General features: G+C 62.8%; 17 protein-coding genes. 8 read left to right on the plus strand and 9 right to left on the minus strand.

The window, feature by feature from the left end; all coding sequences use genetic code 11:
• Positions 1-258: 258 nt before the first annotated feature.
• Positions 259-633 (minus strand): response regulator, encoded by a 375-nt coding sequence (locus JQ597_RS31860; protein WP_212269392.1) that lies wholly within the window; start codon positions 631-633, stop codon positions 259-261.
• A 209-nt stretch (positions 634-842) separates the two neighbouring features.
• On the opposite strand from JQ597_RS31860, the gene JQ597_RS31865 reads away from it, so the two are divergent.
• Positions 843-1,901: a sensor histidine kinase gene (locus JQ597_RS31865; RefSeq protein WP_212269393.1), complete on the plus strand. Its 1,059-nt coding sequence runs from the start codon at positions 843-845 to the stop codon at positions 1,899-1,901.
• An 87-nt stretch (positions 1,902-1,988) separates the two neighbouring features.
• Here the strand turns inward: JQ597_RS31865 and JQ597_RS31870 are convergent, their stop codons facing one another.
• The gene (locus tag JQ597_RS31870; RefSeq protein ID WP_212269394.1) at positions 1,989-3,197 is read right to left on the minus strand and encodes an ABC transporter substrate-binding protein; all 1,209 of its coding nucleotides are present in this window, start codon (positions 3,195-3,197) and stop codon (positions 1,989-1,991) included.
• A gap of 173 nt (positions 3,198-3,370) precedes the next feature.
• Here JQ597_RS31870 and JQ597_RS31875 point away from each other — a divergent pair, with 173 nt between their 5' ends.
• From JQ597_RS31875 to JQ597_RS31905, 7 genes are all read left to right on the plus strand, one after another.
• Positions 3,371-4,525: an acyl-CoA dehydrogenase family protein gene (locus JQ597_RS31875; RefSeq protein ID WP_212269395.1), complete on the plus strand. Its 1,155-nt coding sequence runs from the start codon at positions 3,371-3,373 to the stop codon at positions 4,523-4,525.
• Positions 4,526-4,734: 209 nt separating this feature from the next.
• The gene (locus tag JQ597_RS31880; protein WP_212269396.1) at positions 4,735-5,898 is read left to right on the plus strand and encodes an acyl-CoA dehydrogenase family protein; all 1,164 of its coding nucleotides are present in this window, start codon (positions 4,735-4,737) and stop codon (positions 5,896-5,898) included.
• On the plus strand, positions 5,898-6,554 hold the full coding sequence (locus tag JQ597_RS31885) for a glutathione S-transferase family protein (protein ID WP_212269397.1): 657 nt from the start codon (positions 5,898-5,900) through the stop codon (positions 6,552-6,554). Before JQ597_RS31880 ends, JQ597_RS31885 begins: the two co-directional genes overlap by 1 nt.
• 201 nt (positions 6,555-6,755) lie before the next feature.
• Complete coding sequence (locus JQ597_RS31890) at positions 6,756-7,574, plus strand: helix-turn-helix domain-containing protein (protein WP_212269408.1); 819 nt, start codon at positions 6,756-6,758, stop codon at positions 7,572-7,574.
• 108 nt (positions 7,575-7,682) lie between these two features.
• The gene (locus JQ597_RS31895) at positions 7,683-8,549 is read left to right on the plus strand and encodes a beta-keto acid cleavage family enzyme (RefSeq protein ID WP_212269398.1); all 867 of its coding nucleotides are present in this window, start codon (positions 7,683-7,685) and stop codon (positions 8,547-8,549) included.
• Positions 8,550-8,639: 90 nt separating this feature from the next.
• A complete protein-coding gene (locus tag JQ597_RS31900; RefSeq protein ID WP_212269399.1) occupies positions 8,640-10,256 on the plus strand; it encodes an acyl-CoA carboxylase subunit beta in 1,617 nt (538 codons plus the stop codon).
• A gap of 5 nt (positions 10,257-10,261) precedes the next feature.
• Positions 10,262-12,223, plus strand: a complete 1,962-nt coding sequence (locus JQ597_RS31905) for an acetyl-CoA carboxylase biotin carboxylase subunit (RefSeq protein ID WP_212269409.1) — start codon at positions 10,262-10,264, stop codon at positions 12,221-12,223.
• Positions 12,224-12,374: 151 nt separating this feature from the next.
• On the opposite strand, the gene JQ597_RS31910 is transcribed toward JQ597_RS31905, so the two are convergent.
• The 7 genes from JQ597_RS31910 to JQ597_RS31940 form a co-directional block, all read right to left on the minus strand.
• Positions 12,375-13,367, minus strand: a complete 993-nt coding sequence (locus JQ597_RS31910; RefSeq protein ID WP_212269400.1) for an ABC transporter ATP-binding protein — start codon at positions 13,365-13,367, stop codon at positions 12,375-12,377.
• A complete protein-coding gene (locus tag JQ597_RS31915; protein ID WP_212269401.1) occupies positions 13,364-14,377 on the minus strand; it encodes an ABC transporter ATP-binding protein in 1,014 nt (337 codons plus the stop codon). The genes JQ597_RS31910 and JQ597_RS31915 overlap by 4 nt, the downstream gene beginning before the upstream one ends.
• A complete protein-coding gene (locus JQ597_RS31920) occupies positions 14,377-15,270 on the minus strand; it encodes an ABC transporter permease (protein WP_212269402.1) in 894 nt (297 codons plus the stop codon). The genes JQ597_RS31915 and JQ597_RS31920 overlap by 1 nt, the downstream gene beginning before the upstream one ends.
• A gap of 11 nt (positions 15,271-15,281) precedes the next feature.
• Complete coding sequence (locus tag JQ597_RS31925) at positions 15,282-16,229, minus strand: ABC transporter permease (RefSeq protein ID WP_212269403.1); 948 nt, start codon at positions 16,227-16,229, stop codon at positions 15,282-15,284.
• A gap of 39 nt (positions 16,230-16,268) precedes the next feature.
• On the minus strand, positions 16,269-17,864 hold the full coding sequence (locus JQ597_RS31930) for an ABC transporter substrate-binding protein (protein WP_212269404.1): 1,596 nt from the start codon (positions 17,862-17,864) through the stop codon (positions 16,269-16,271).
• 302 nt (positions 17,865-18,166) lie between these two features.
• Complete coding sequence (locus JQ597_RS31935) at positions 18,167-19,729, minus strand: AMP-binding protein (RefSeq protein WP_212269405.1); 1,563 nt, start codon at positions 19,727-19,729, stop codon at positions 18,167-18,169.
• Positions 19,730-19,803: 74 nt separating this feature from the next.
• Positions 19,804-20,958 (minus strand): iron-containing alcohol dehydrogenase, encoded by a 1,155-nt coding sequence (locus tag JQ597_RS31940; protein ID WP_212269406.1) that lies wholly within the window; start codon positions 20,956-20,958, stop codon positions 19,804-19,806.
• Positions 20,959-21,416: the final 458 nt, after the last annotated feature.

Genomic DNA, 21,416 nt, shown 5'->3' on the forward strand with positions numbered 1-21,416 from the left:
GACTTCGCCGTACGCTTCCGTCACGATCGTCAGTCGCAACATCGGCGTCCACCGCATCCCATCCCGCGCTTATGACGATCGCGAAACGCCCCTCGTACCGGGACGGGACCAGATCGATATATTGCTGAGTCGGGGTCGGCGTCAAGCGATAATTCGGAAAATCAGAACACAAGCCAGCGTGGGCGCCGGCTGGGACTCATGATGCATTGGACAACCAAGCGGGATGACGCCCTTAGCTCTCTCCGCGTCGGCGCCGAGTCAGGGCGCCGTCAATTCACGAAGTGTTTTCAGGATTTGAGCAGGGCTGTAGGGCTTCGCCAAAAAGCACCCGCCGTCGGGCAGATCGTCACGACCGATCGTGACCTGGCCGGAAGTGGCAACGATCTTGATCGGAGGCCAGCGATCCCTGACCGCGGCAGCCAGTCTTAGACCGTCCATACTGCCGGGCATTTGAATGTCGGTAAAGACGACCGTGATGTCTAACCGGGTTTCGAGAATATCAATGGCTTCATCCGCATTCGCTGCTTCGATCACATCGAACTCGCCTGCCGCAATCATTTCAGCCGCGTCCATCCGGATCAACACGTCATCTTCAACAACAAGGATGACCGCTCGTTTCGCTACTGAAATCATCGGTCAATCTTTTCAACTAACTGAGTATTTGGCGTCGCAAGCCTTTTATGGTCAGGAACCGACTTGAACCTTTCATGGCCCATGGAGTTGGTATCCATAGCTGCAATTCGCAGGTCTCCACCCAAGGTTTCTTACGGCATGTTCTGCCTGGCGTTGTTGCTGATCTAATCGACTGCGCCAGATAAGGTTCACCAATGCTGAGGAAAAACATGGAAGCGCAAGGTGTTGGCGTCGCTGAATCGGTGCCTGTCCCGAAGCTTTCCGCGGACCCGGCAGAGAAGGCGGGCCCGCCAGTTTGGGATGCGGAACAGCTGCGTCTGGCTATTTCGGCGGCGGGGGTCGCGCTCTGGTCGTGGAACGTCGACACCAATCGATTTACGATGGACGAGAGAGCTTTCGATCTTTGGGGCGTGCCGCTGAATGAATACGTGTCGTTCGATGATCTGTCGTCACACATCCATCCGGCCGACCGTGATCGCGTAAAAGCTGCGTTTGCCGCCACGCGTGCGATCATCGGTCCGTATGAAATTGATTTCCGCATAATGGTTGGCGAGGAGGTCAGGTGGGTTTCGGCCCGCGGCCAAGGAAATGATGCGGGCATTGTTGGTCGCATCATGCACGGAATTTTCATCGACGTGACGGGACGCAAGCAAGCCGAGGAAGGCCATGAGTTGCTGGCGGGCGAAATGAGCCACCGGGTGAAGAACCTGTTAGCGATTGCATCCGGTCTCACAGCCATCACCTCGCGGTCCGCCAAGACGACTGCTGACATGGCGAAGGAACTTACGCTGCGGCTGGCGGCGCTGGGTCGCGCCCATGATCTTGTCCGTCCACTTCCGGGGCAGGGTGGAAAAGCTGCGCTCTTAGGTGACCTTTTGACAGTACTGCTGGCGCCTTATGATGATCTGGGAGCATTTAGCGGTCGCGTCCGCGTCTCAGTCCCCCGCATGGGCGTCGGCGAGCAAGCAGCTACAACGCTAGCGCTCGTTGTCCATGAACTAGCCACCAATTCACTCAAGTATGGCGCGTTATCCTCCCCAACCGGTACGCTGGATATATCCTGCGCCACCCACGATACGGAAGTGGTCGTAGTATGGACTGAGCGCGGTGGCCCGCCGGTCGCGGCGCCGACTGGTGAAAGCGGGTATGGAAGCAAGCTGCTCAATCGCAGCATGACGATCCAGCTTGGCGGCTCGATTTCGTGCGATTGGAGTGCGGAGGGCGTCATCGTCACGCTTCACATGATCAAAGACCGCCTGACAAGGTAGAGGCGTTCGGCCCCGGCCCGTTACCCTCCAGGAGATCTGACGGCTGTCGCCGTTCGGGTCGCCACACATTTGGTCCGCGTCTCGAACTCACGAACCCCGCAGCAGTTCGCTGATCACATTGAACTGGCCGTCGCGAAACTCGACCATGTAGCCGTCCTTGATGGGCCGATAGTCTTTCGGTGAGGTGTTGAGCTTGACGCCCGGCATCAGCAGCGGGAGTTGCACATCCGTGAGGTTGGCGGCCTGCGCCATGATGTTCTCGCGGCTCAGATCGTTCTTGCACTGCTCCAGCACCACCACCAGCGCCTGGGCGACCATGTAGCCATAGCCGGCGGCGAAATTCGCCGGATCGACATTCGGCACCCGCGCCTTCATGAATTCGCGGTAGGCGACCAGGTCAGGATCTTTGGAGTCGGCCGAATAGGGCTTCAGCGATCCGACCGACATGATGCCACTCGCGGCTTCGAGGCCCGCCGGCACCATGACCGTCTCCTTGTTGGCGCAGCCCGAGGAGATGAATCGGATCGGCCGCCAGCCGGTCTCATAGGCCTTGCGGATCGCCTGCGCGCAGGCGCGCGGCGTCACGCTGTAAATCAGGAAAACGTCGGCCTTGGTATTGGCAAGCGTCAGGATCTGCGAATCCACACTGGGATCGGCGACTTCGAAGCTCGATGCCAGCGCGATCGCCTTGTCGGCGTCGGCCCCAAGCGCCTCTTTCACGCCGCGCAGGTAATCCTTCCCGGCGTCGTCGTTCTGGTAAAGGATCGCAAAGCGTGCGTTGGGATTTTTGGCGCGCGCATAGCGCACGTCGATGCCGGCTTCCTCGACATAATTCGGCGCCCAGGGCAGCGCCATCAGCCAGGGCTGGTTGACCGGATCGTTCCATTTCGACGCGGACGAGATCAGGAACAGATGCGGCACCTTGGCGCTGTTGAGGTATTTCGCGGTCGCCGAACTCGGCGCGGTGCCCATGGTGCCGAACATGAAGGCGACGTTGTCGCTTTCGACCAGCCGCCGCGTCGCCTCGACCGTCTTCGGCGGCGAGAAGCCGTCGTCAAGCGAGACCATGTTGAGCTTGCGCCCGTTGACGCCGCCCTTTTCGTTGATCAAGTCGAAATAGCCGGCAAAGGCCTTGCCGACGACGCTGAGCGCCGAGGCCGGGCCGCTATACGGCATGATGTTGCCGAACTTTATTTCGGTAGGCGTGATGCCGGGGTGTTGCGCGAAGGCAGCTGACGATGCGGCGAGGGACAGCGCGAGGAAAATGGCCGGGACAGATTGGCTCCAACGGATCATGCTTCATCTCCCCGGCGTTTTGCCGATTTTGTGTTATTGCTTTTTTGCAGAAGGTTAGGGCATGGCCGGGGAACCGGTCTTGCGTTGAGTTGCTGGCGAGGGGGCCCGTCAGCCGCTCAACGCAAGTTTAGGCCGGCCGATTCAGGGCATCGTGATTCCGTCGGGAGGACAGCATGCTGGAGCGGACAAAGGCGAACAGCCCGTTTTACAACGCGGATCACGAAGCGTTTCGCGACGTGATGCGGCGCTTTGTGACGCGCGAGATCGAGCCCTATGCCCATGAATGGGACGAAGCCGGCGAGTTTCCGCGCGCGCTGTACGCCAAGGCCGCCGAGATCGGCTTGCTGGGGCTCGGTTTCCCCGAGGAATATGGCGGCGTCGCTGCCGACCAGTTCATGAAAATCGTGGCCTCGCAGGAACTCGCGCGTGCCGGCGCCGGCGGTGTCAGCTCCAGCCTGATGAGCCACACCATCGGCTCGCCGCCGATCGCGCGCGCCGCCCGCTCCGAGATAAGAGCGCGGGTGCTGCCCGAGGTGCTATCGGGCAAGAAAATTTCGGCGCTGGCGATCACCGAACCGAGCGGCGGCTCCGATGTCGCCAATCTCCGCACCAAGGCGCGCCGTGACGGCGATCATTATGTCGTCGGCGGCGAAAAGACGTTCATCACCTCGGGCATGCGCGCCGATTATCTCACGGTCGCCGTGCGCACCGGCGGTGAGGGCGCCGGCGGCGTCAGCTTGCTCCTGATCGAGGGCGATACGCCGGGGCTTTCCCGCACCAAACTCAAGAAGATGGGCTGGTGGGCGTCGGATACCGCAACGCTGCATTTCGACGAATGCCGTGTTCCGGTCGAAAACCTGCTCGGCGAGGAAGGCCAGGGGTTCAAGCTGATCATGCACAACTTCAACAGCGAGCGGATGGGCATGGCGGCGAGCTGCACGGCTTACGCGCGCGTCTGCGTCGAGGACGCGATCGCCTACGCCAAGGAGCGCCAGACCTTTGGCAAACCGATCGCGCAGCACCAGGTGATCCGTCACAAACTGGTCGACATGGCGCAGAAGGTCGCGGCCTCGCAGGCTATGCTGGAAATGCTGGCATGGCGGCTCGGCCAGGGCGAAAGCCCGGTCGCCGAAATCTGCATGATGAAAAACCAGGCGACGCAGACCATGGCGTTCTGCGCTAGCGAAGCGGTGCAGATCTTCGGCGGCGCCGGCTTCATGCGCGGCATCAAGGTCGAGCGCATCTACCGCGAGGTAAAGGTCAACGCGATCGGCGGCGGCACGGAGGAGATCATGAAGGATCTGGCGAGTAGGCAGATGGGGTTGTGACGTTCGCCCTTACCCTCCCCTGGAGGGGGAGGGTCGACGCGAAGCGGCGGGGTGGGGTGACGGTCTCTCCACTCGAACAGTGCCCGTGTTGAGAGATCACCCCACCCCGTCTCACATATCGCTGCGCTCTATGTGAGCCGACCCTCCCCCTCCAGGGGAGGGTAAGAGAAGGGCCACCCACTTTCGAAATTAAAACCGGACTACAAATCATGCTCTTCACCGCCGACCACGACGAACCGCGCCGTATCCTGCAGAAATTCATCGCCGCCGAGATCAATCCGTTCGTCGATGAATGGGAGGAGGTCGGACAGTTTCCCTCGCATGACCTGTTCAAGAAGCTCGGCGATCTCGGCTTCCTCGGCCTCAACAAGCCCGTCGAATTCGGCGGGCAGGGCCTCGATTACAGCTACGCGCTGATGATGGCCGAAGAGCTCGGCGCCATCCATTGCGGCGGCGTGCCGATGGCAATCGGGGTGCAGACCGATATGGCCACCCCAGCGCTGGCGCGGTTCGGCTCCGATGAAGTGCGCCGCGAATTTCTGGCGCCGGCGATCGCGGGCGATGCGGTGGCCTGCATCGGCGTGTCGGAGCCGGGCGCCGGCTCCGACGTCGCCTCGATCAAGACCAATGCCCGCTCAGATGGCGATGATTACGTCATCAATGGCGGCAAGATGTGGATCACCAATGGCGTAAAGGCGGACTGGATCTGCCTGCTCGCCAATACCAGCGACGGGCAGGTGCATCGCAACAAGTCGCTGATCTGCGTGCCGATGAAAAGCAAGGGCGTCGAGGTCGCGCGAAAACTCGACAAGATGGGCATGCGCTCCTCCGACACCGCGCAGATTTTCTTCGACAATGTGCGGGTGCCGAGGCGCAATCGCATCGGCGAGGAGGGCATGGGTTTTACGTATCAGATGGTCCAGTTCCAAGAGGAACGGCTGTGGGGCGCCGCGGCGTGCCTGAAGGCGCACGAGTACATCATCGCCGAGACCATCGAATACACGCGCAACCGAAAAGCGTTCGGCAAGACCATCCTCGATAATCAGATCGTCCATTTCAAGCTCGCGGAGATGCAGACCGAAGTCGAGATGCTTCGCGCGCTGATCTACCGCGCCGCCGAGGCGCTGATCGCGGGCGAGGACGTCACGCGTCTTGCGACCATGGCAAAGCTCAAGGCCGGACGGCTGGGACGCGAACTCACCGATGCCTGTTTGCAATTCTGGGGCGGCATGGGCTTTATGAACGAGACACACGTCAGCCGCGCCTATCGCGACAGCCGCTTGACCTCGATCGGCGGCGGCGCCGATGAGGTGATGCTGACGGTATTGTGCAAGATGATGGGCACGCTGCCGGGAACCAAAGGGAACGCCTGATGATCACGCTATATCACTGCGACGGGGCACGTTCGTTCCGTCCGCTCTGGATGCTGGAAGAGCTCGGGCTGCCCTATGAGCTCAAGATGCTGCCGTTTCCGCCGCGCGTGTTCGCCAAGGAATATCTCGCGATCAATCCGCTCGGCACCATTCCCTTCATGGTCGATGGCCAGACCAAAATGACGGAATCGTCCGGCATCTGCCACTACATCGGCACCAAATATGGCCCGACGCCGCTGGTGGTCGGGCCCGACGAGCCGGCCTACGGCGCATTCCTGAACTGGATGTACTTTTCCGACGCCACGCTGACCTTTCCGCAAACGCTGGTGCTGAGATACAGCCAGCTCGAGCCGGAGGAGCGCCGGAATCCGCAGGTTGCGGGGGACTATGCCAAATGGTTCCTGGGCCGGCTGCGGGCCGTGGAAGCCGCCACCGCAACGGCGGAAACGCTGTGCGCGGACCGCTTTACCGCCGCCGATATCGCCAACGGCTATGCGCTGCGGCTGGCCGGAAATATCGGCCTGGCCAAGGATTTCGGGCCCAATGTCGCAGCCTATTGGGCGCGGTTGCAGGCGCGTGACGGTTATAAGCGGGCGGTGGCCGCCGAGCAAAAGGCGGGCATCGAACAGAATGTGGCGCCGCGGATACGGAATTGATTGAGCGGTCATTCCGGGGCGCGAAGCGAACCTCAGATGCGCAATTGCGCATCGGGGAATCTCGAGATTCCGGGTTCGATGCTTCGCATCGCCCCGGAATGACGGTGGTTCTGTCGGTGACAGACCCCCATTTTCCGCTATGGTTGCCCCTATCGCAGCGGCCAGAGAGCCGCGCGAGGAGGATGCACCATGGACGACGCCTTGGATGACATGGGCCGGAAATCGGGCCATCTGATGCTGATCACTCCGGAACGCGTGTTCTACGCGGGCCTGCTCGGCCGGCCGCGGGAACGCTGCTCGGGTGCGTTCAACATCTATGTCGCGATCGAAGGCGGGTTGCGGCTTACAGCCGATGGCCGGAACAGCCATGCCGAAATGTTCGCTGTGCTGCCGAACACTGGGCATACCATCGCCAGCGACTATCGTTCGGTGCTGAGCGTCGTGATCGAGCCGGAAAGCGTTTGTCCCGGCGTGCTCGAAGACCTCGCCGCGCGGTTGTCGGGGCCTGAAGGCGCCGCTTTTGCCGACCGCATCCGCGCCGCCTATCTCGCCTTGCGCGAGCACCATGCGGGCGACGATTTCTCCAGCGCCGAATTCGACTTTCTGTGCCTTGGCGAAGCCCTCCCGCAACGCGTGCTCGATCCACGAGTGGCGCGCGCGATACTGCAGATCGGACGATTCTGCGGCGAACCGGTGACGGCCGCAAGCTGCGCCGCGGAAGCAGGTCTCTCGCCGTCGCGCTTCCTGCATTTGTTCAAGGAAGAGACCGGAATCTCGTTCCGCTCGTTCCGCGCCTGGAAGCGGGCGCGGCATTTGCTGCATTTTGCCAACCAGGACATCAACCTTGCGCATCTCGCGCAGGACATCGGTTATCCCGACTCCACGCATTTCAGCCACTCGATCCGCCGCTTCTACGGCTTGAAGCCGCGCGCGATCTTTTCCGGTTCGCGCGATCTGGCAATCTACCGCAGCAATCGCACCGGCGGCGCCAATAGCGGGTGGACGCAAGAAGCGGGCTGATGCGGGCCGCATGATCGCCAGCGCATGATCCGGAAAAGTGTGAAGCGGTTTTCCGAACGGATCATGCGCAAAACAAGGCGATTTCCGCCCATTTTCGAAGGCTGATCCATGAGCGACAAGGCCGTCATTACCTGCGCGCTGAACGGCGTGCTGACCGACCCGAAACAGCACAACGTACCTGTCACGCCTGAACAGATGGCGCGCGAGGCCAAGGCCGCCTTCAACGCCGGCGCCAGCATCATGCATATCCATCTGCGCCAGCAGGAACCGGGCAAGGGCCATCTGCCGTCCTGGGAAGTCAGCGTCAGCAAAGAGATTCAGCAGGCGGTGCGCGAGGCCTGCCCCGGCGTCATCATCAACCACACCACCGGGACCTCGGGTCCCAATTATAGCGGCGCGCTCGATTGCGTGCGCGAGACCAAACCCGAGATCGCGGCCTGCAATGCCGGCTCACTGAATTACCTCAAGGTGAAATCCGACAACACCTGGGCCTGGCCGCCGATGATGTTCGATAACGCCGTCGAAAAGGTGCAGGACTATCTCGGCGTGATGAAAGTGGCGGGCACGATCCCCGAGTTCGAATGCTTCGATGTCGGCATCGTGCGCTGCGTCGGCATGTACCGGCAGACTGGCATGTATTCAGGGCCGCTGGAGTATAATTTCGTGATGGGCGTTGCATCCGGCATGCCGGCGGATCCGGATCTGCTGCCGATCCTGCTCAAGCTCAAATTGCCCGAAGCGCACTGGCAGGTCACCGCGATCGGCCGCGCCGAAATCTGGCCGCTGCACCAACGCTGTGCCGACCTCGGCGGTCATTTGCGCACCGGGCTGGAGGACACCTTCTATCTCGCCGACGGCACCAAGGTGACCTCCAATGGCCAATTGATCGAAGCGATGGCCGCCTGCGCCCGCCGTGCTGGCAGAGAGATCGCCAGCCCCGCCGAGGCAAGGCAGATATTTGGGACGAGGCATTAAGTTGTCATTCCGGGGCGCGCGCAGCGCGAACCCGGAATCTCGAGGTTCCGGGTTCGCTGCGCGCCCCGGAACGACGGAGTAAACTAATTCATGGCCATCATCGAATCCACCATCGCCCCAAGCAGCGCCGGCTACAGAGCCAACCGCGACGGCATGCTGGCGCTGATCGCGCGCATGCGCGGGCTTGAGGAGCGGACGCGCACCGCCTCCGCCGCTGCCAAGGACCGCTTCCACAAGCGCGGCCAATTATTGCCGCGCGAGCGCGTTGCGCTGGTGCTCGATCCCGGCTCGCCCTTCATCGAATTGATGACGCTGGCGGGCTACATGTTCGACGTGCCGGATGCCGACAAGAGCATCCCGGGCGGCGGGGCGATCGCCGGCATCGGGTTCGTCTCCGGCATCCGTTGCATGATCAGCGCCAATGATTCCGGCATCGACGCCGGCGCGTTGCAGCCTTACGGCCTCGACAAGACCTTGCGCGTGCAGGAACTGGCGCTGGAGAACAAGCTGCCCTACGTGCAACTGGTCGAAAGCGCCGGCGCCAATCTGCTGCGCTACCGCGTCGAGGATTTTATTCGCGGCGGCAATATCTTTCGTAACCTGGCCAGGCTGTCGGCGGCGGGACTGCCTGTTGTCACCGTGACGCACGGTTCATCGACCGCGGGCGGCGCTTACCAGACCGGGCTCTCCGACTACATCGTGATGGTGCGCGGCCGCACTCGCGCCTTCCTCGCGGGGCCGCCGCTGCTTAAGGCGGCAACAGGCGAGATCGCGACCGAAGAGGAACTCGGCGGCGCCGAGATGCACACCTCGATCTCCGGCCTCGGCGATTATCTTGCCGAAGACGACCGCGACGGGCTGCGGATCGCGCGCGACATCATGACCAATATGCAGTGGGACCGGCCAAAACCGGCCGAAACCTCGTATCGGCCGCCGCGCTATGACGCGGAGGAACTGCTTGGCATCATGCCGATGGACCACAAGCGTCCGGTCGACATGCGGCAGGCCATCGCGCGCTTTATCGACGATTCCGATTTTACCGAATTCGGCAGCAATTACGGCCCCGCCACCATCTGCGGCCACGCCCGCATCGAGGGACAGGCGATCGGTATCATCACCAACAACGGTCCGCTCGATGTGCCCGGCGCCAACAAGGCGACGCACTTCATCCAGGCCTGCTGCCAGTCGCGCACGCCGCTTTTGTATATGAACAACACGACCGGCTACATGGTCGGCAAGGCTTACGAAGAAGCCGGCATGATCAAGCACGGCTCCAAGATGATTCAGGCGGTAACCTCGGCGACCGTGCCGCAGATCACCATCTATTGCGGCGCATCGTTCGGCGCCGGCAATTACGGCATGTGCGGGCGCGGCTTCCATCCGCGCTTCTGCTTCTCCTGGCCCAACGCCAAGACGGCGGTGATGGGCGGCGAGCAGGCGGCCGAGACCATGGCGATCGTTACCGAAGCGGCGGCTGCGCGGCGTGGCAAACCGATCGAGAAGGAAAAGCTTGACGCGATGAAGGCGCAGATAACAGGCGTGTTCGACGGCCAGATGGACGTGTTCTCGACCTCGGCACGTGTGCTCGATGACGGCGTGATCGATCCGCGCGATACCCGCAGCGTACTATCCGAGGTGCTGGCAATCTGCCGCGAGGCCGAGGCACGGACGCCGCAGCCCATGCAATTCTCGGTCGCGCGGCCATGACGATGATGAAGTCGACGCCGTTCTTCAAGATATTGATCGCCAACCGCGGCGAGATCGCGCTGCGCATCATGCGCACCGCGCGCCGTCTCGGCTATGGGGTGGTCGCGGTCTATTCCGATGCCGACCGCGACGCGCTGCATGTCCGCGAAGCCGACCAGGCGGTGCGGATCGGCGAGGCGCTGCCGGCGCAATCCTATTTGCGGATCGAGACGATCATTGCGGCGGCCAAAGCCAGCGGCGCGACGGCGGTCCATCCCGGCTACGGCTTCCTCGCCGAGAACGAAGATTTTGCTCAGGCCTGCCGTGACGCGGGTCTGGTCTTCATCGGACCGTCGCCGGAGGCAATCCGCGCGATGGGCAACAAGGCCGGCGCCAAGGAGATCATGGAAAAGGCTGGCGTGCCCTGCGTGCCCGGCTATCAGGGCGCGGATCAGAGCGACGCCGTTATGCTGGCGGAAGCCAAAAAGATCGGCTTTCCCGTGATGATCAAGGCGGTCGCCGGTGGCGGCGGTCGCGGCATGCGGCTGGTCGCGGACGCGGTGGCATTTCCGGATGCCTTGCGTAGCGCGCGGTCGGAAGCGCAGGGCGCGTTCGGCGATCCCACCGTGATCCTCGAGCGCGCCATCGTTAATCCCCGCCACATCGAGATCCAGGTGTTCGGCGATCGTTACCGCAACGCGGTTCATCTCGGTGAGCGCGATTGCTCGGTGCAGCGGCGGCACCAGAAGCTGATCGAGGAGGCGCCGTCGCCGGCGGTGTCGCCGAGACTGCGGGCGCGGATGGGCGCGGTTGCGGTGTCAGCGGTGAAATCGATCGGTTATGAGGGCGCCGGCACGCTGGAATTCCTGCTCGATAGCAGCGGCGAGTTCTACTTCATGGAAATGAACACGCGGCTGCAGGTCGAGCATCCCGTCACCGAGGCGATCACGGGCCTCGACCTGGTCGAACTGCAAATGCGCGTCGCCAGCGGTGAGCCGCTTGGGCTGGTGCAGGAAGACATCAAATTCTCCGGCCATGCCATCGAGGTGCGGTTGTGTTCGGAGGATGCCGGCCACGACTTCATGCCGCAATCCGGCACGATGGCGTTGTGGCAGATGCCTGACGGTATCCGGGTCGAACACGCGCTTCAATCCGGCTGCGAAATTCCGCCGTTCTATGATTCGATGATCGCCAAGATCATCGGCCACGGCGCGACCCGCGATGAGGCCCGGGGCAAGCTGATCGTTGGACTGGAGCAGCTAGCCGCATTCGGCGTCACCACCAATCAGGGCTTTCTGATTTCATGCCTGCGCCATCCCGGGTTTGCCGCGGGTGAGGCGACCACCGCCTTCATCGGCAACCATCGCGATGAATTGCTGGCGCCGCGCAAGGATGCAGCTTCGGATGCCGAGCTTGCGGCGTTGCTGCTGTATGTCACCGATTCCTCGGCACCGAAATGGAAGCCCGGACGTTCGCTGGCGGCAGCGTTCCCGGTTCCCGTTCGTGTCGAGATCGGCGGTGCGGTCCATGAGATCGAGATCGTGCGCGAGCGTGACGGCAGCTATCGCGGGCTCAACAACACGCTCTATCGAATCGAAGTTCACGCCGTCGACGGCGACACCATCCGCTTCAGCCGCGACGGTCTTTCGGAGTCCGTCAAATTCCTGCGTGACCGGGATCGGCTCTACTTCCTGCACCGCGGCGCCACGATTGCGGTTAGTGACCTGACGCTGGCGGCACCGGTGTCGGCCGCGGCCAGCGGCGGCGACGGCAAGGTGAGGGCGGCGATGAACGGCCGCGTCGTCGCCGTGCTGGTCAAGCCCGGCGATCAGGTAACGGCCGGCCAGCCGGTGATGACGCTGGAGGCGATGAAGATGGAGCATGTGCATACGGCGGGTGTTGCGGGCAAGGTCGCGGCGATCGATGTGGCCGAGGGCGAGCAGGTGACGACGGGGAAGATCGTGGTCGAGATCGAGGCGGCGGTATAGCAGCAAACCATATGTCGTCCCGGACAAGCGAAGCGCGATCCGGGACCCATACGCCGCGGCAGTTATTGTTGAGCACAATGGTCGACGGCTTCTTCCAACAACAGATGACCGGGGTTATGGGTCCCGGCCTTCGCCGGGACGACGATAGAGTTTACTCCGCCCGCCCAGTCCCCTCATTGAGCCAACACGCGACCTGATGCCGCGCGCCGGCATCAAGCAGCGACGGCCGTTCGACCTTGCAGCGGTCCATCACGTAGCGGCAGCGGGTGTGGAAGGCGCAGCCTGACGGCGGGTTGATCGGGCTTGGCACGTCGCCGTCGATCATCGGCGCGAGCTTCTTCGCCTTCGGGTTGGCGACCGGCACCGACGCCAGCAGCGCCTGCGTATAGGGATGGCGCGGGTTGGCGAACAGCTCGGTCTTGTCGGCGATCTCGACGATACGGCCAAGATACATCACGGCGACGCGGTGGCTGATATGGGCGACCACGGCGAGGTCATGGGCGATGAACAAATATGAAAAATTGTTCTTGCGCTGCAGGTCGATCAAGAGGTTGATCACCTGCGCCTGGATCGAGACGTCGAGCGCCGAAACCGGTTCGTCGCACACGATCAGGCTCGGTCCGAGCGACAGTGCGCGGGCAATGCAGATGCGCTGCCGCTGGCCGCCGGAAAACTGATGCGGATAGTTCTTCATCTGGTCCGCCCGCAGGCCGACCTGGGCGAACAGTTCGGCGACCCGTTCCTGCTGCTTAGCGCCGGTGGCAAGGCCGTGGACGCCGAGCGGCTCGCCGACGATCTCGCCGGCGGTCATGCGCGGATTGAGCGAAGCGAACGGATCCTGGAATACGATCTGCATCGAGCGCCGATGCGGCCGCAGATCCGCCTTGCTGAGGTTGGTGATGTCGGTGCCGTTGAGTTTGATGGCGCCGCTGGTCGGCTCCACCAGCCGCAAGACGCTGCGCGCCACCGTCGACTTGCCGCAACCGGATTCGCCGACCAGCCCGAGCGTCTCACCCTTGCCGACCGAGAAGCTGACGCCGTCGACCGAATGCACGGTGCCGATGCGCCGGCGCAGGATGCCCCCGCGCACCGGATAATGTTTGACGAGGTCGGTCACTTCGAGCAGGGGCGTTGCGTCGGTCATATCGCGGCCACCATTTCCGCCGCGCGCCAGCAGGCCGCAAAATGATTGTCGCCGAAATCCAGTAGCGGCGGATATTCGGCGCGGCAGCGGTCGATCGCGAACGGACAGCGCGGTGCAAAGGCGCAGCCCGGCGGCAAATTGGTCAGCGACGGCACCATGCCGGGAATTTCGTTCAACCTGACATCCTCTTTCGCGCCAAGCGAAATCACCGCCGGCATCGAGGCCATCAGGCCGCGGGTGTAGGGATGCCGTGGATTCTCGAACAGCGCCTCGACGGTCGCTTCCTCGACCTTCTTGCCCGCATACATCACGATGACGCGTTGCGCGGTCTGGGCGACCACGCCGAGATCATGGGTGATCAGGATCAGGCCGGTGCCGAGGGTCTTTTGCAGGTCGACGATCAGCGCCAGGATTTGGGCCTGGATCGTGACGTCGAGCGCGGTGGTCGGCTCGTCCGCGATCAACAGCGCCGGCCGGCACGCCAGCGCCATCGCGATCATCGCGCGCTGGCGCATGCCGCCGGAAAGCTGGTGCGGATATTCATGCGCGCGCCGCTCCGGTTCGGGAATCCGTACCAGCCGCAGCATCTCGACGGCTTTCGTCCACGCTTGCCTGGACGTCATGTCCTGGTGCAGGCGCACCACCTCGGTGATCTGGTCGCCGATCCGCATCACCGGATTGAGCGAGGTCATCGGCTCCTGGAAGATCATCGACATCCGGTTGCCACGGATCTTGCGCATGTCCGCTTCGCCGATGCCGAGCAGGTCGGTGCCTTCGAGCGTCACCGAGCCGCCGACGATTCGCCCCGGCGGGTCCGGCACCAGCCGCATGATCGACAGCGCGCTGACGCTCTTGCCGCAGCCGGATTCGCCGACGATCGCCAGCGTCTCGCCGCGGCGGACGTGAAACGATACGTCATCGACTGCCCGGAACAGGCCCGAATTGGTGAAGAACACCGTTTGCAGGTTCTTCACATCGAGAACCATCTCTTCCGCCCGTGCCTCGGTCATCAGCCGCGCTGCCTCGGGTCGAGGATGTCGCGCAGCGCGTCGCCGAACAGATTGGTGCCGAACACCGCAAGGCTGATCGCGACGCCGGGGAAGATCACCAGCCAGGGCGCGGTGCGGACATACTCCGCCGCCGATTCCGACAGCATGCGGCCCCAGGACGGATAGGGTTCGGGAATGCCGAGGCCGAGGAACGACAGCGAGGCTTCGGTGAGAATGGTGGAGCCGAGCTGCGCGGTCGCCAGCACGATCAGCGGCGCCAGCGTGTTCGGCAGCACGTGGCGTATAGCGATACGCGTCTCGCTCATGCCGATCGACTTGGCGGCCTCGACGAACGGCAGTTCGCGCAACGCCAGCGTGTTGGCGCGGATCACGCGGGCCACCGTTGGAATCAGCGGGATCGCGATCGCGATGATGACGTTCGGCAGCGACGGCCCCAACGCCGCCGTCATGACCAGCGCCAGCACCAGCAGCGGCAGAGCCTGCAGGATGTCGGTCACGCGTTGGAACAGTAAATCGACCCAGCCCGAGAGATAGCCGGAGACGAGGCCGACGATGACGCCGAGCGTCGAGCCCAGCACCGTGGCGCCGATGCCGACGGCCAGCGAAATCCGGGCGCCATGGACGATCCGGCTCCAGACATCGCGGCCGAATGAATCGGTACCCAGCCAATGCACGGCGTCCGGCGCCGCCAGCCGGTGCGTGGAATCGACGCTGAGCGGGCTGAAGCGGCAGATCAGATCAGCCGATATCGCCACCCAGACGAACATCACCATGATGAAGAGGCCGATGGTGCCGAGCATGTAGCGTTGCGCGAGAAACGTCAGCCGGCGCCAGCCATGCGTCGAATGGGCGCCGGCGCGCTTCAGTTCGCTATCGTAATTGACCACGGCCAAGCTGATAACTCCTAATCCCCGTAGCGGATGCGCGGATCGATCGCGGCATACAGCAAGTCGACGGTGAAGTTGGCGAATACCACGACGACGGCGATCAGCATCACGAGGTTCTGCACGATCGGGTAGTCGCGCCAGCGCAGCGCCTCGACCAGGAAGCGGGCGATGCCCGGGATATTGAACACGGTTTCGGTGACGATCAGCCCACCGATCAGGAAAGCGGCCTCGATGCCGATCACGGTGATGACGGGCAGGATGGCGTTTTTCAGCGCATGGCGATAATTGACCGAATTCTCCGAGGCGCCCTTGGCGCGCGCAGTGCGGATGAAATCCTGGCGCAGGATTTCGAGCATCGAGGAGCGCGTGATGCGCATCGTCAGCGCGGCGCTGCGAAAGCCGACCGCCATCGCCGGCACGCAGTAGATGGCGATCGCTTCGGTCCAGGTTTTCGGATTGGGGTTGAAGATCGGCATGGTTCCGAACATGGAAACCGACGCCATCAGGATCAACAGTCCGAGCCAGAACGAGGGCAGCGACAGCCCGCTCAGGCTGACGATACGCAAGGCATAATCGAGCCTTGTGCCCTGATGAACGGCGCTGATGACGCCGAGGGGAATGCCGATCGATGCGGAGAACAGCAGCGCCAGCCCCGCCAGCCGCGCGGTGATCGGAATTCGCGGCAGGATCTCCTGCAGAGCCGGTTTTTCCGACACATAGGAATAGCCGAGATCGCCGTGCAGCAACCCGCCGATCCAGCGGAAATACTGCACCACGATCGGGTCGCTGAGACCGAGTTCCTTTTCCAGATTGGCCTTGTCGGCGGGATCGACGAAGCCGGCCGCGTCGAACAGGATGTCGACGATATTGCCGGGAACGACGCGCAGCAGCACGAAGATGATGATCGAGATCCCGATCAGGGTCACGAACATCAAGGCGAGGCGTCGCACGATATAAGCAAACACCTGGCTATTCTCCCTGGCCGGCCGACGTAATGGCGGACGTTACTTGTCCATCCATACATCCTCGTAACGATAGCCGTTATAGGAGCTGTTCACCATGATGGTGATGCCCTTGACGTAGGGCTGCCAGCACGAACCCGAGCGGCCGTGGTAGATGATCGGGCGGGCGACGTCCTCCTGCAGCTTCTTGTCGATTTCCCAGACGATTTTCTTGCGCTTGGCGACGTCGGTTTCCTGGGACTGCTCGCTGAACAGCTTTTCGATGTCCTTGTTGCAGTAGTTGGTGTAGTTGCGCTCCGAGCCGCAGGAATAGTTCTCGTAGAACGACTGGTCGGGATCGTCGACCGCATTGCCGGTCAGATTGAGGCCGAGCGCATAATCCTTGCGCGCGACTTTCGAGAACCAGTTCGCCGTCTCGACCACGTCAAGCTCGCCGTCGATATAGATGCTCTTGAGCTGATCGATCAGGATGATGGCGGGGTCGCGATAGATCGGAATGTTGCGCGTTGCGACCTTGACCGCGAGCCGCTTGTCGGGCCCAAAGCCCGCCTTCTGCATCAGCTTGCGAGCTTCTTCCCGGTTGGCGTTGATATCGGGGCCGTAGCCCGGGATCGTCTCGAGCATCTCTTTCGGCATCGCCCACAACCCGCCCGGGGCGGGAAGCATGGTGCCGCCGATATCCGCCTGGCCCTCGAACAGGATCGAGATGAACGCCTTGCGGTCGATCGCCAGCGCCATCGCGCGGCGGATATCCAGGCTGTCAAACGGCGGCGAGGACGAGTTGACGATGATGTTGGTCGAGACGTTGATCGGCTCCACGACGCACACGGCGTTCGGTGACTGCTTCTTGACGTCCTTGAGCAGCGGGATCGACACTTCGGTGGGGAAGGTCATGTCGAACTGGCCGGAAATAAAGCCGAGAATGGCAGTCGACCGGTTGGTGATGATAGTGAATTCCATGCCGTCGAGATGCGGCAGGCCCTTCTTCCAGTAATCCGGGTTGCGCGTCAGCTTGATCGATTCATTGGCCTTGAACTCGACGAATTTGAACGGGCCGGTGCCGGTCGGCTTGGTGCGCATGTCGCCGGGCGAGACGTGGCAGGGATAGACCGGTGTATAGCCGGAGGCGAGCAGCGCCAGCAGCGCCGGCTGCGGTCGCTTCAGATTGAACGACGCCTCGAAATCGCCTGACGTGGTGACGTCGACGACCTCGTCGTACCAGGATTTTCGCGGGTTCTTGCGAAATTTCTGCTGCGACTTGCCCATCAGCATATCGAAGGTGCATTTGACGTCGGCGGAGGTGAACGGCTTGCCGTCGTGCCATTTGACGCCCTGCCGCAGCTTGAAGGTGAGCTTCTTCTTGTCGCTGCTCCAGGCCCAGCTCTCCGCAAGATCCGGGACGATCGACTCCATGGAGTTCTGCGGGACGTCCTGCTTGTAGATCACGAGGTTGTTGAAAACAGGCATGAAGGGAATGTTGACCGAATAGGTCGCCTCCTCGTGGATCGAGGCGCTGGCCGGGCTGTCGCGGTGATAGACCTTGAGGATGCCGCCCTGCTTGGGCTCGCCCGCCGATGCAACATGGTAGGCCGGCAGCAATAACAACGCCGCGACGGCAAGCGTTCGCACGCTCCGCATGGTGTCCCCTCCCGAGAATGTTCGGTCTCAAATGGCCGATTGCCGCCGACGATAGCATGACCATCCTGCCGGGCAACCGGCCAAGGCCGTGCGGAGGTTGGCAATTCGGACGAATGAAACTCCGTATGGCGGAACTGGCCTGACTTTTGCGGCCGTTTGCACGGATATGGCTGAGCAATTGGCGCCGTCGTTGCGACGCACACAAGATGATCGCGCCATAATGCCTCACCCGAGCGCTCACGCCGTCACGTTCCGGCATATTTCGCATCAACGCGGTCGCGCGGTTGCCAATCCTGAGCCCCTCACACGATCCGCGAGGTCTTGTTGCCCCAATAGCGGTCGCGCAGCAGGCGCTTGTAGAGTTTGCCGGTGGGCAGCCGCGGCAGCTCCTTCTCGAAATCGATCGAGCGCGGCACTTTCTGGCGCGACAGCGACTGGCTGCAGAACGCGATCAATTCCTCCGCGAGATCCGCTCCTGGCGAAACGCCGGGCATTGGCTGCACCACCGCCTTCACTTCCTCGCCCAGATCCGGATTGGGCACGCCGAACACCGCGGCATCGGCGATCTTGGGATGGGTGATCAGCAAGTTCTCGCATTCCTGCGGGTAGATGTTGACACCGCCGGAGATGATCATGAACGTCGCGCGGTCGGTGAGATAGAGATAGCCGTCATTGTCGACATAGCCGACATCGCCCACCGTGCTCATGCTGCCGTCCGCCGAGCGCGCCTCCTTCGTCTTGGCCGGGTCGCCGAAATACTCGAACGGCGTCGCGGTCTTGAACCACACGGTGCCCGGCGTGCCGACGGGAACGGCCTGCATGTTCTCGTCGAGAATATGCAGATCGCCGAGCAGCACCCGGCCCACGGTGCCGCGATGGGCAAGCCACTCCTGGCTGTTGCAGGAGGTGAAGCCGAGCCCTTCGGTGGCGCCGTAATATTCGTGGATGATCGGTCCCCACCATTTGATGATGTCGTCCTTGACCGCCGCGGGGCAGGGCGCGGCGGCATGGATCGCGATCTCGAGCGAGGAGAGATCGTATCGCGTGCGCACCTCTTCCGGCAGCTTCAGCATCCGCGAGAACATCGTCGGCACCAGCTGGGTGTGCGTGATGCCCCATTTCGGAACCAGCGAGAGATAATGTTCGGGATCGAACCGTTCCATGATGATGGCGGTGCCGCCCATCTTGATGGTGAGGTTGACGGCGGCCTGCGGCGCCGAATGGTAGAGCGGCGCCGGCGATAGATAGATCATGCCCTCGCGGTACTGCCAGATCTTCACCAGGAAATCGAACAGCGGCAAATTCTGGTCGGCCGGCAGTTCCGGCAGCGGGCGCAGAATCCCCTTCGGCCGGCCGGTGGTGCCGGAGGAATAGAGCATCGCGGTGCCGACGCATTCATCCGCGATCGGCGTGTGCGGCAATCCTGCCGTTACGTCCAGCAGGCCGACGATGCGATCGCTTTCGGGCCCACTTTCTCCTTGGCCATCGGCGACGATGCAAAGCTCGACGTGCGTGCATTCCTTCAGCGCCTCGCGCGCGACATCGAGTTTTTCCCTCGATGTGATCAGGATGCGCGACTGGCTGTTGGTCAGGATATAGGCGAGCTCGCTTGCGGTGAGGTAGGAGTTCACGCAGGTGTAATAGAGGCCGGAGCGTTCGCCGGCGCCGCAGGCTTCGAGATAGCGGCTGTTGTTCTCCATGAAGATCGAATAATGGTCGAGCCGCTTCAGGCCGCGTTGGCGGAACAGATGCGCCAGCCGGTTGGAGCGCGCGTCGAGTTCGCGATAGGTGACGGTCTCGCCGGTTCCCGCCATGATGAAGGCGGGCTGCAGCGGACGAAGTTTTACATGCTTGCCGGTGTACATTTACGTTCCGTCTATCCCTTTGTTTTGAGCATGATCTTCTCGGAAAACCGGTGCCCACTTTTCCGGATCAGGCTCTAGGCAGCCAGTTCGAGAATCTCGCGCACCTGTGCAGGTCCCTCGATCTTGCGTGGGTTGCGCGGCACCCACGGCGTCGCCATCGCCTGCTGTGCGATGCGGTCGAAATGCTCAGGCCCGACTTTGACCTCGCGCAGGCTGCGCGGCATGCCGAGGCCGCGAATGAAATCGTCGAGCACGTCGCCGGCATCCTTGCCCGGATGCCCCATCGCGGCTGATACCAGCGCCTGGCGCTCGGCATTCACAGGCTTGTTCCAGCGCATGACGAAGGGGAGCATCACGCAGGAGGTGTGGCCGTGTGGCACGCCGAACTCGGCGCCGAGCACGTAGCCGATGCCGTGGCTGGCGCCCATCGGCACGCCCGCGGCCAGCGGCCCGGTCGAAAGCCAGGTGCCGATCTGGCAATCCATCCGCGCGTCGAGATCGGCGCCATCGGCCTTCACCCGCTGCAGCGCCTGCGCCAGCAGCGCAAGCCCCTTCAACGCCTGCGCGTCGGCATAGGGATGCGCCTCGCGCGCACAAATGCCCTCAACGCAATGGTCGACGGCGCGGATGCCGGTCGACAGCCACAGCCATTCCGGCGTGTGCAGGCCGATCGCGGGGTCGAGGATCACGGCGCGCGGCATCACCAGCCGATGGCGCAGCGCTTCCTTGACCTTGGTCCGCTCGTTGGTAACGCCGGCGTTTGCGGTGAATTCGCCGCCGGCGATCGTCGTCGGCGCGCTGATCTGCCGCACCGCCGGCGGGTTCATCGGCGGCGGCGCGCCGGCAACGGCCCTTATTTTGTCGATGCCTTCGACGGTCGTAATGTCATTGGCGAGGCAGAGCTGCACCGCCTTGGCGCCGTCGGTGATCGAGCCGCCGCCGACGGTGACGATGAGATCGGCTTTGGCTGATCGGGCCTGTTCGGTCGCTGAGATCACGGCCGCGCGCGGCGTGTGGGCGGGCATCGCGTCGAACGTCGCGACGCAGCGCGGCCCCAGCACGTCGCGAATGTTCCTGATCACGTCAGTCTCGCGGTTGAGCGTGCCGCTGACCATCAGGAACGCTCTGACAGCGCCGAGCCGGTCCATCTGCTCGACGATCACCTCGGATGCAGGCCGTCCGAACACGACCTCATCCATGGCGCCGAATACCACACGCCCTCTATGCACGCTTGTCCTCCCCGGACATTTTGAATGGAGGTTAGCGGAGGAAATTCCGGCCGTCATGCCCGAAGATGATGCGGAGGGGAGCGGGGGTGCATCCCGGCAGTACCAAGTCTTCATACCGGCGCATGCGTTGCTTTCACCCTCCCCTGGAGGGGGAGGGTCGGCTCGCATTGGCGTAGCGAAATGTGAGACGGGGTGGGGTGATCTCTCAACACGGGGACTGTCCGAGGGGATAGACCGTCACCCCACCCCGCCGCTTCGCGTCGACCCACGAGCAAGCTTCGCTTGTCTCGGACCCCTCCAGGGGAGGGTAAGCAAACGCACCTTTGCCATCTCGCGGCGCGATGCGCCCGAGTTGTGCGGAATTCTTCGCCCCCAAAATTCAGAGGGCGCAGGGAATGCCGGATGCGCGCTGCACCCGCGGTCTCGTGTGCGAATAGTGCAAAGAAAGCTGCACACGA

The sequence above is a fragment of the Bradyrhizobium sp. AUGA SZCCT0177 genome, assembly GCF_018130125.1.
Taxonomy (GTDB): domain Bacteria; phylum Pseudomonadota; class Alphaproteobacteria; order Rhizobiales; family Xanthobacteraceae; genus Bradyrhizobium.

Bases quoted from the DNA above. Each gene is read 5' to 3' on its own strand.
- JQ597_RS31860 (WP_212269392.1), bottom strand. From the start codon at position 633: ATGATTTCAGTAGCGAAACGAGCGGTCATCCTTGTTGTTGAAGATGAC.
- JQ597_RS31865 (WP_212269393.1), top strand. From the start codon at position 843: ATGGAAGCGCAAGGTGTTGGCGTCGCTGAATCGGTGCCTGTCCCGAAG.
- JQ597_RS31870 (WP_212269394.1), bottom strand. From the start codon at position 3,197: ATGATCCGTTGGAGCCAATCTGTCCCGGCCATTTTCCTCGCGCTGTCC.
- JQ597_RS31875 (WP_212269395.1), top strand. From the start codon at position 3,371: ATGCTGGAGCGGACAAAGGCGAACAGCCCGTTTTACAACGCGGATCAC.
- JQ597_RS31880 (WP_212269396.1), top strand. From the start codon at position 4,735: ATGCTCTTCACCGCCGACCACGACGAACCGCGCCGTATCCTGCAGAAA.
- JQ597_RS31885 (WP_212269397.1), top strand. From the start codon at position 5,898: ATGATCACGCTATATCACTGCGACGGGGCACGTTCGTTCCGTCCGCTC.
- JQ597_RS31895 (WP_212269398.1), top strand. From the start codon at position 7,683: ATGAGCGACAAGGCCGTCATTACCTGCGCGCTGAACGGCGTGCTGACC.
- JQ597_RS31900 (WP_212269399.1), top strand. From the start codon at position 8,640: ATGGCCATCATCGAATCCACCATCGCCCCAAGCAGCGCCGGCTACAGA.
- JQ597_RS31905 (WP_212269409.1), top strand. From the start codon at position 10,262: ATGAAGTCGACGCCGTTCTTCAAGATATTGATCGCCAACCGCGGCGAG.
- JQ597_RS31910 (WP_212269400.1), bottom strand. From the start codon at position 13,367: ATGACCGACGCAACGCCCCTGCTCGAAGTGACCGACCTCGTCAAACAT.
- JQ597_RS31915 (WP_212269401.1), bottom strand. From the start codon at position 14,377: ATGACCGAGGCACGGGCGGAAGAGATGGTTCTCGATGTGAAGAACCTG.
- JQ597_RS31930 (WP_212269404.1), bottom strand. From the start codon at position 17,864: ATGCGGAGCGTGCGAACGCTTGCCGTCGCGGCGTTGTTATTGCTGCCG.
- JQ597_RS31935 (WP_212269405.1), bottom strand. From the start codon at position 19,729: ATGTACACCGGCAAGCATGTAAAACTTCGTCCGCTGCAGCCCGCCTTC.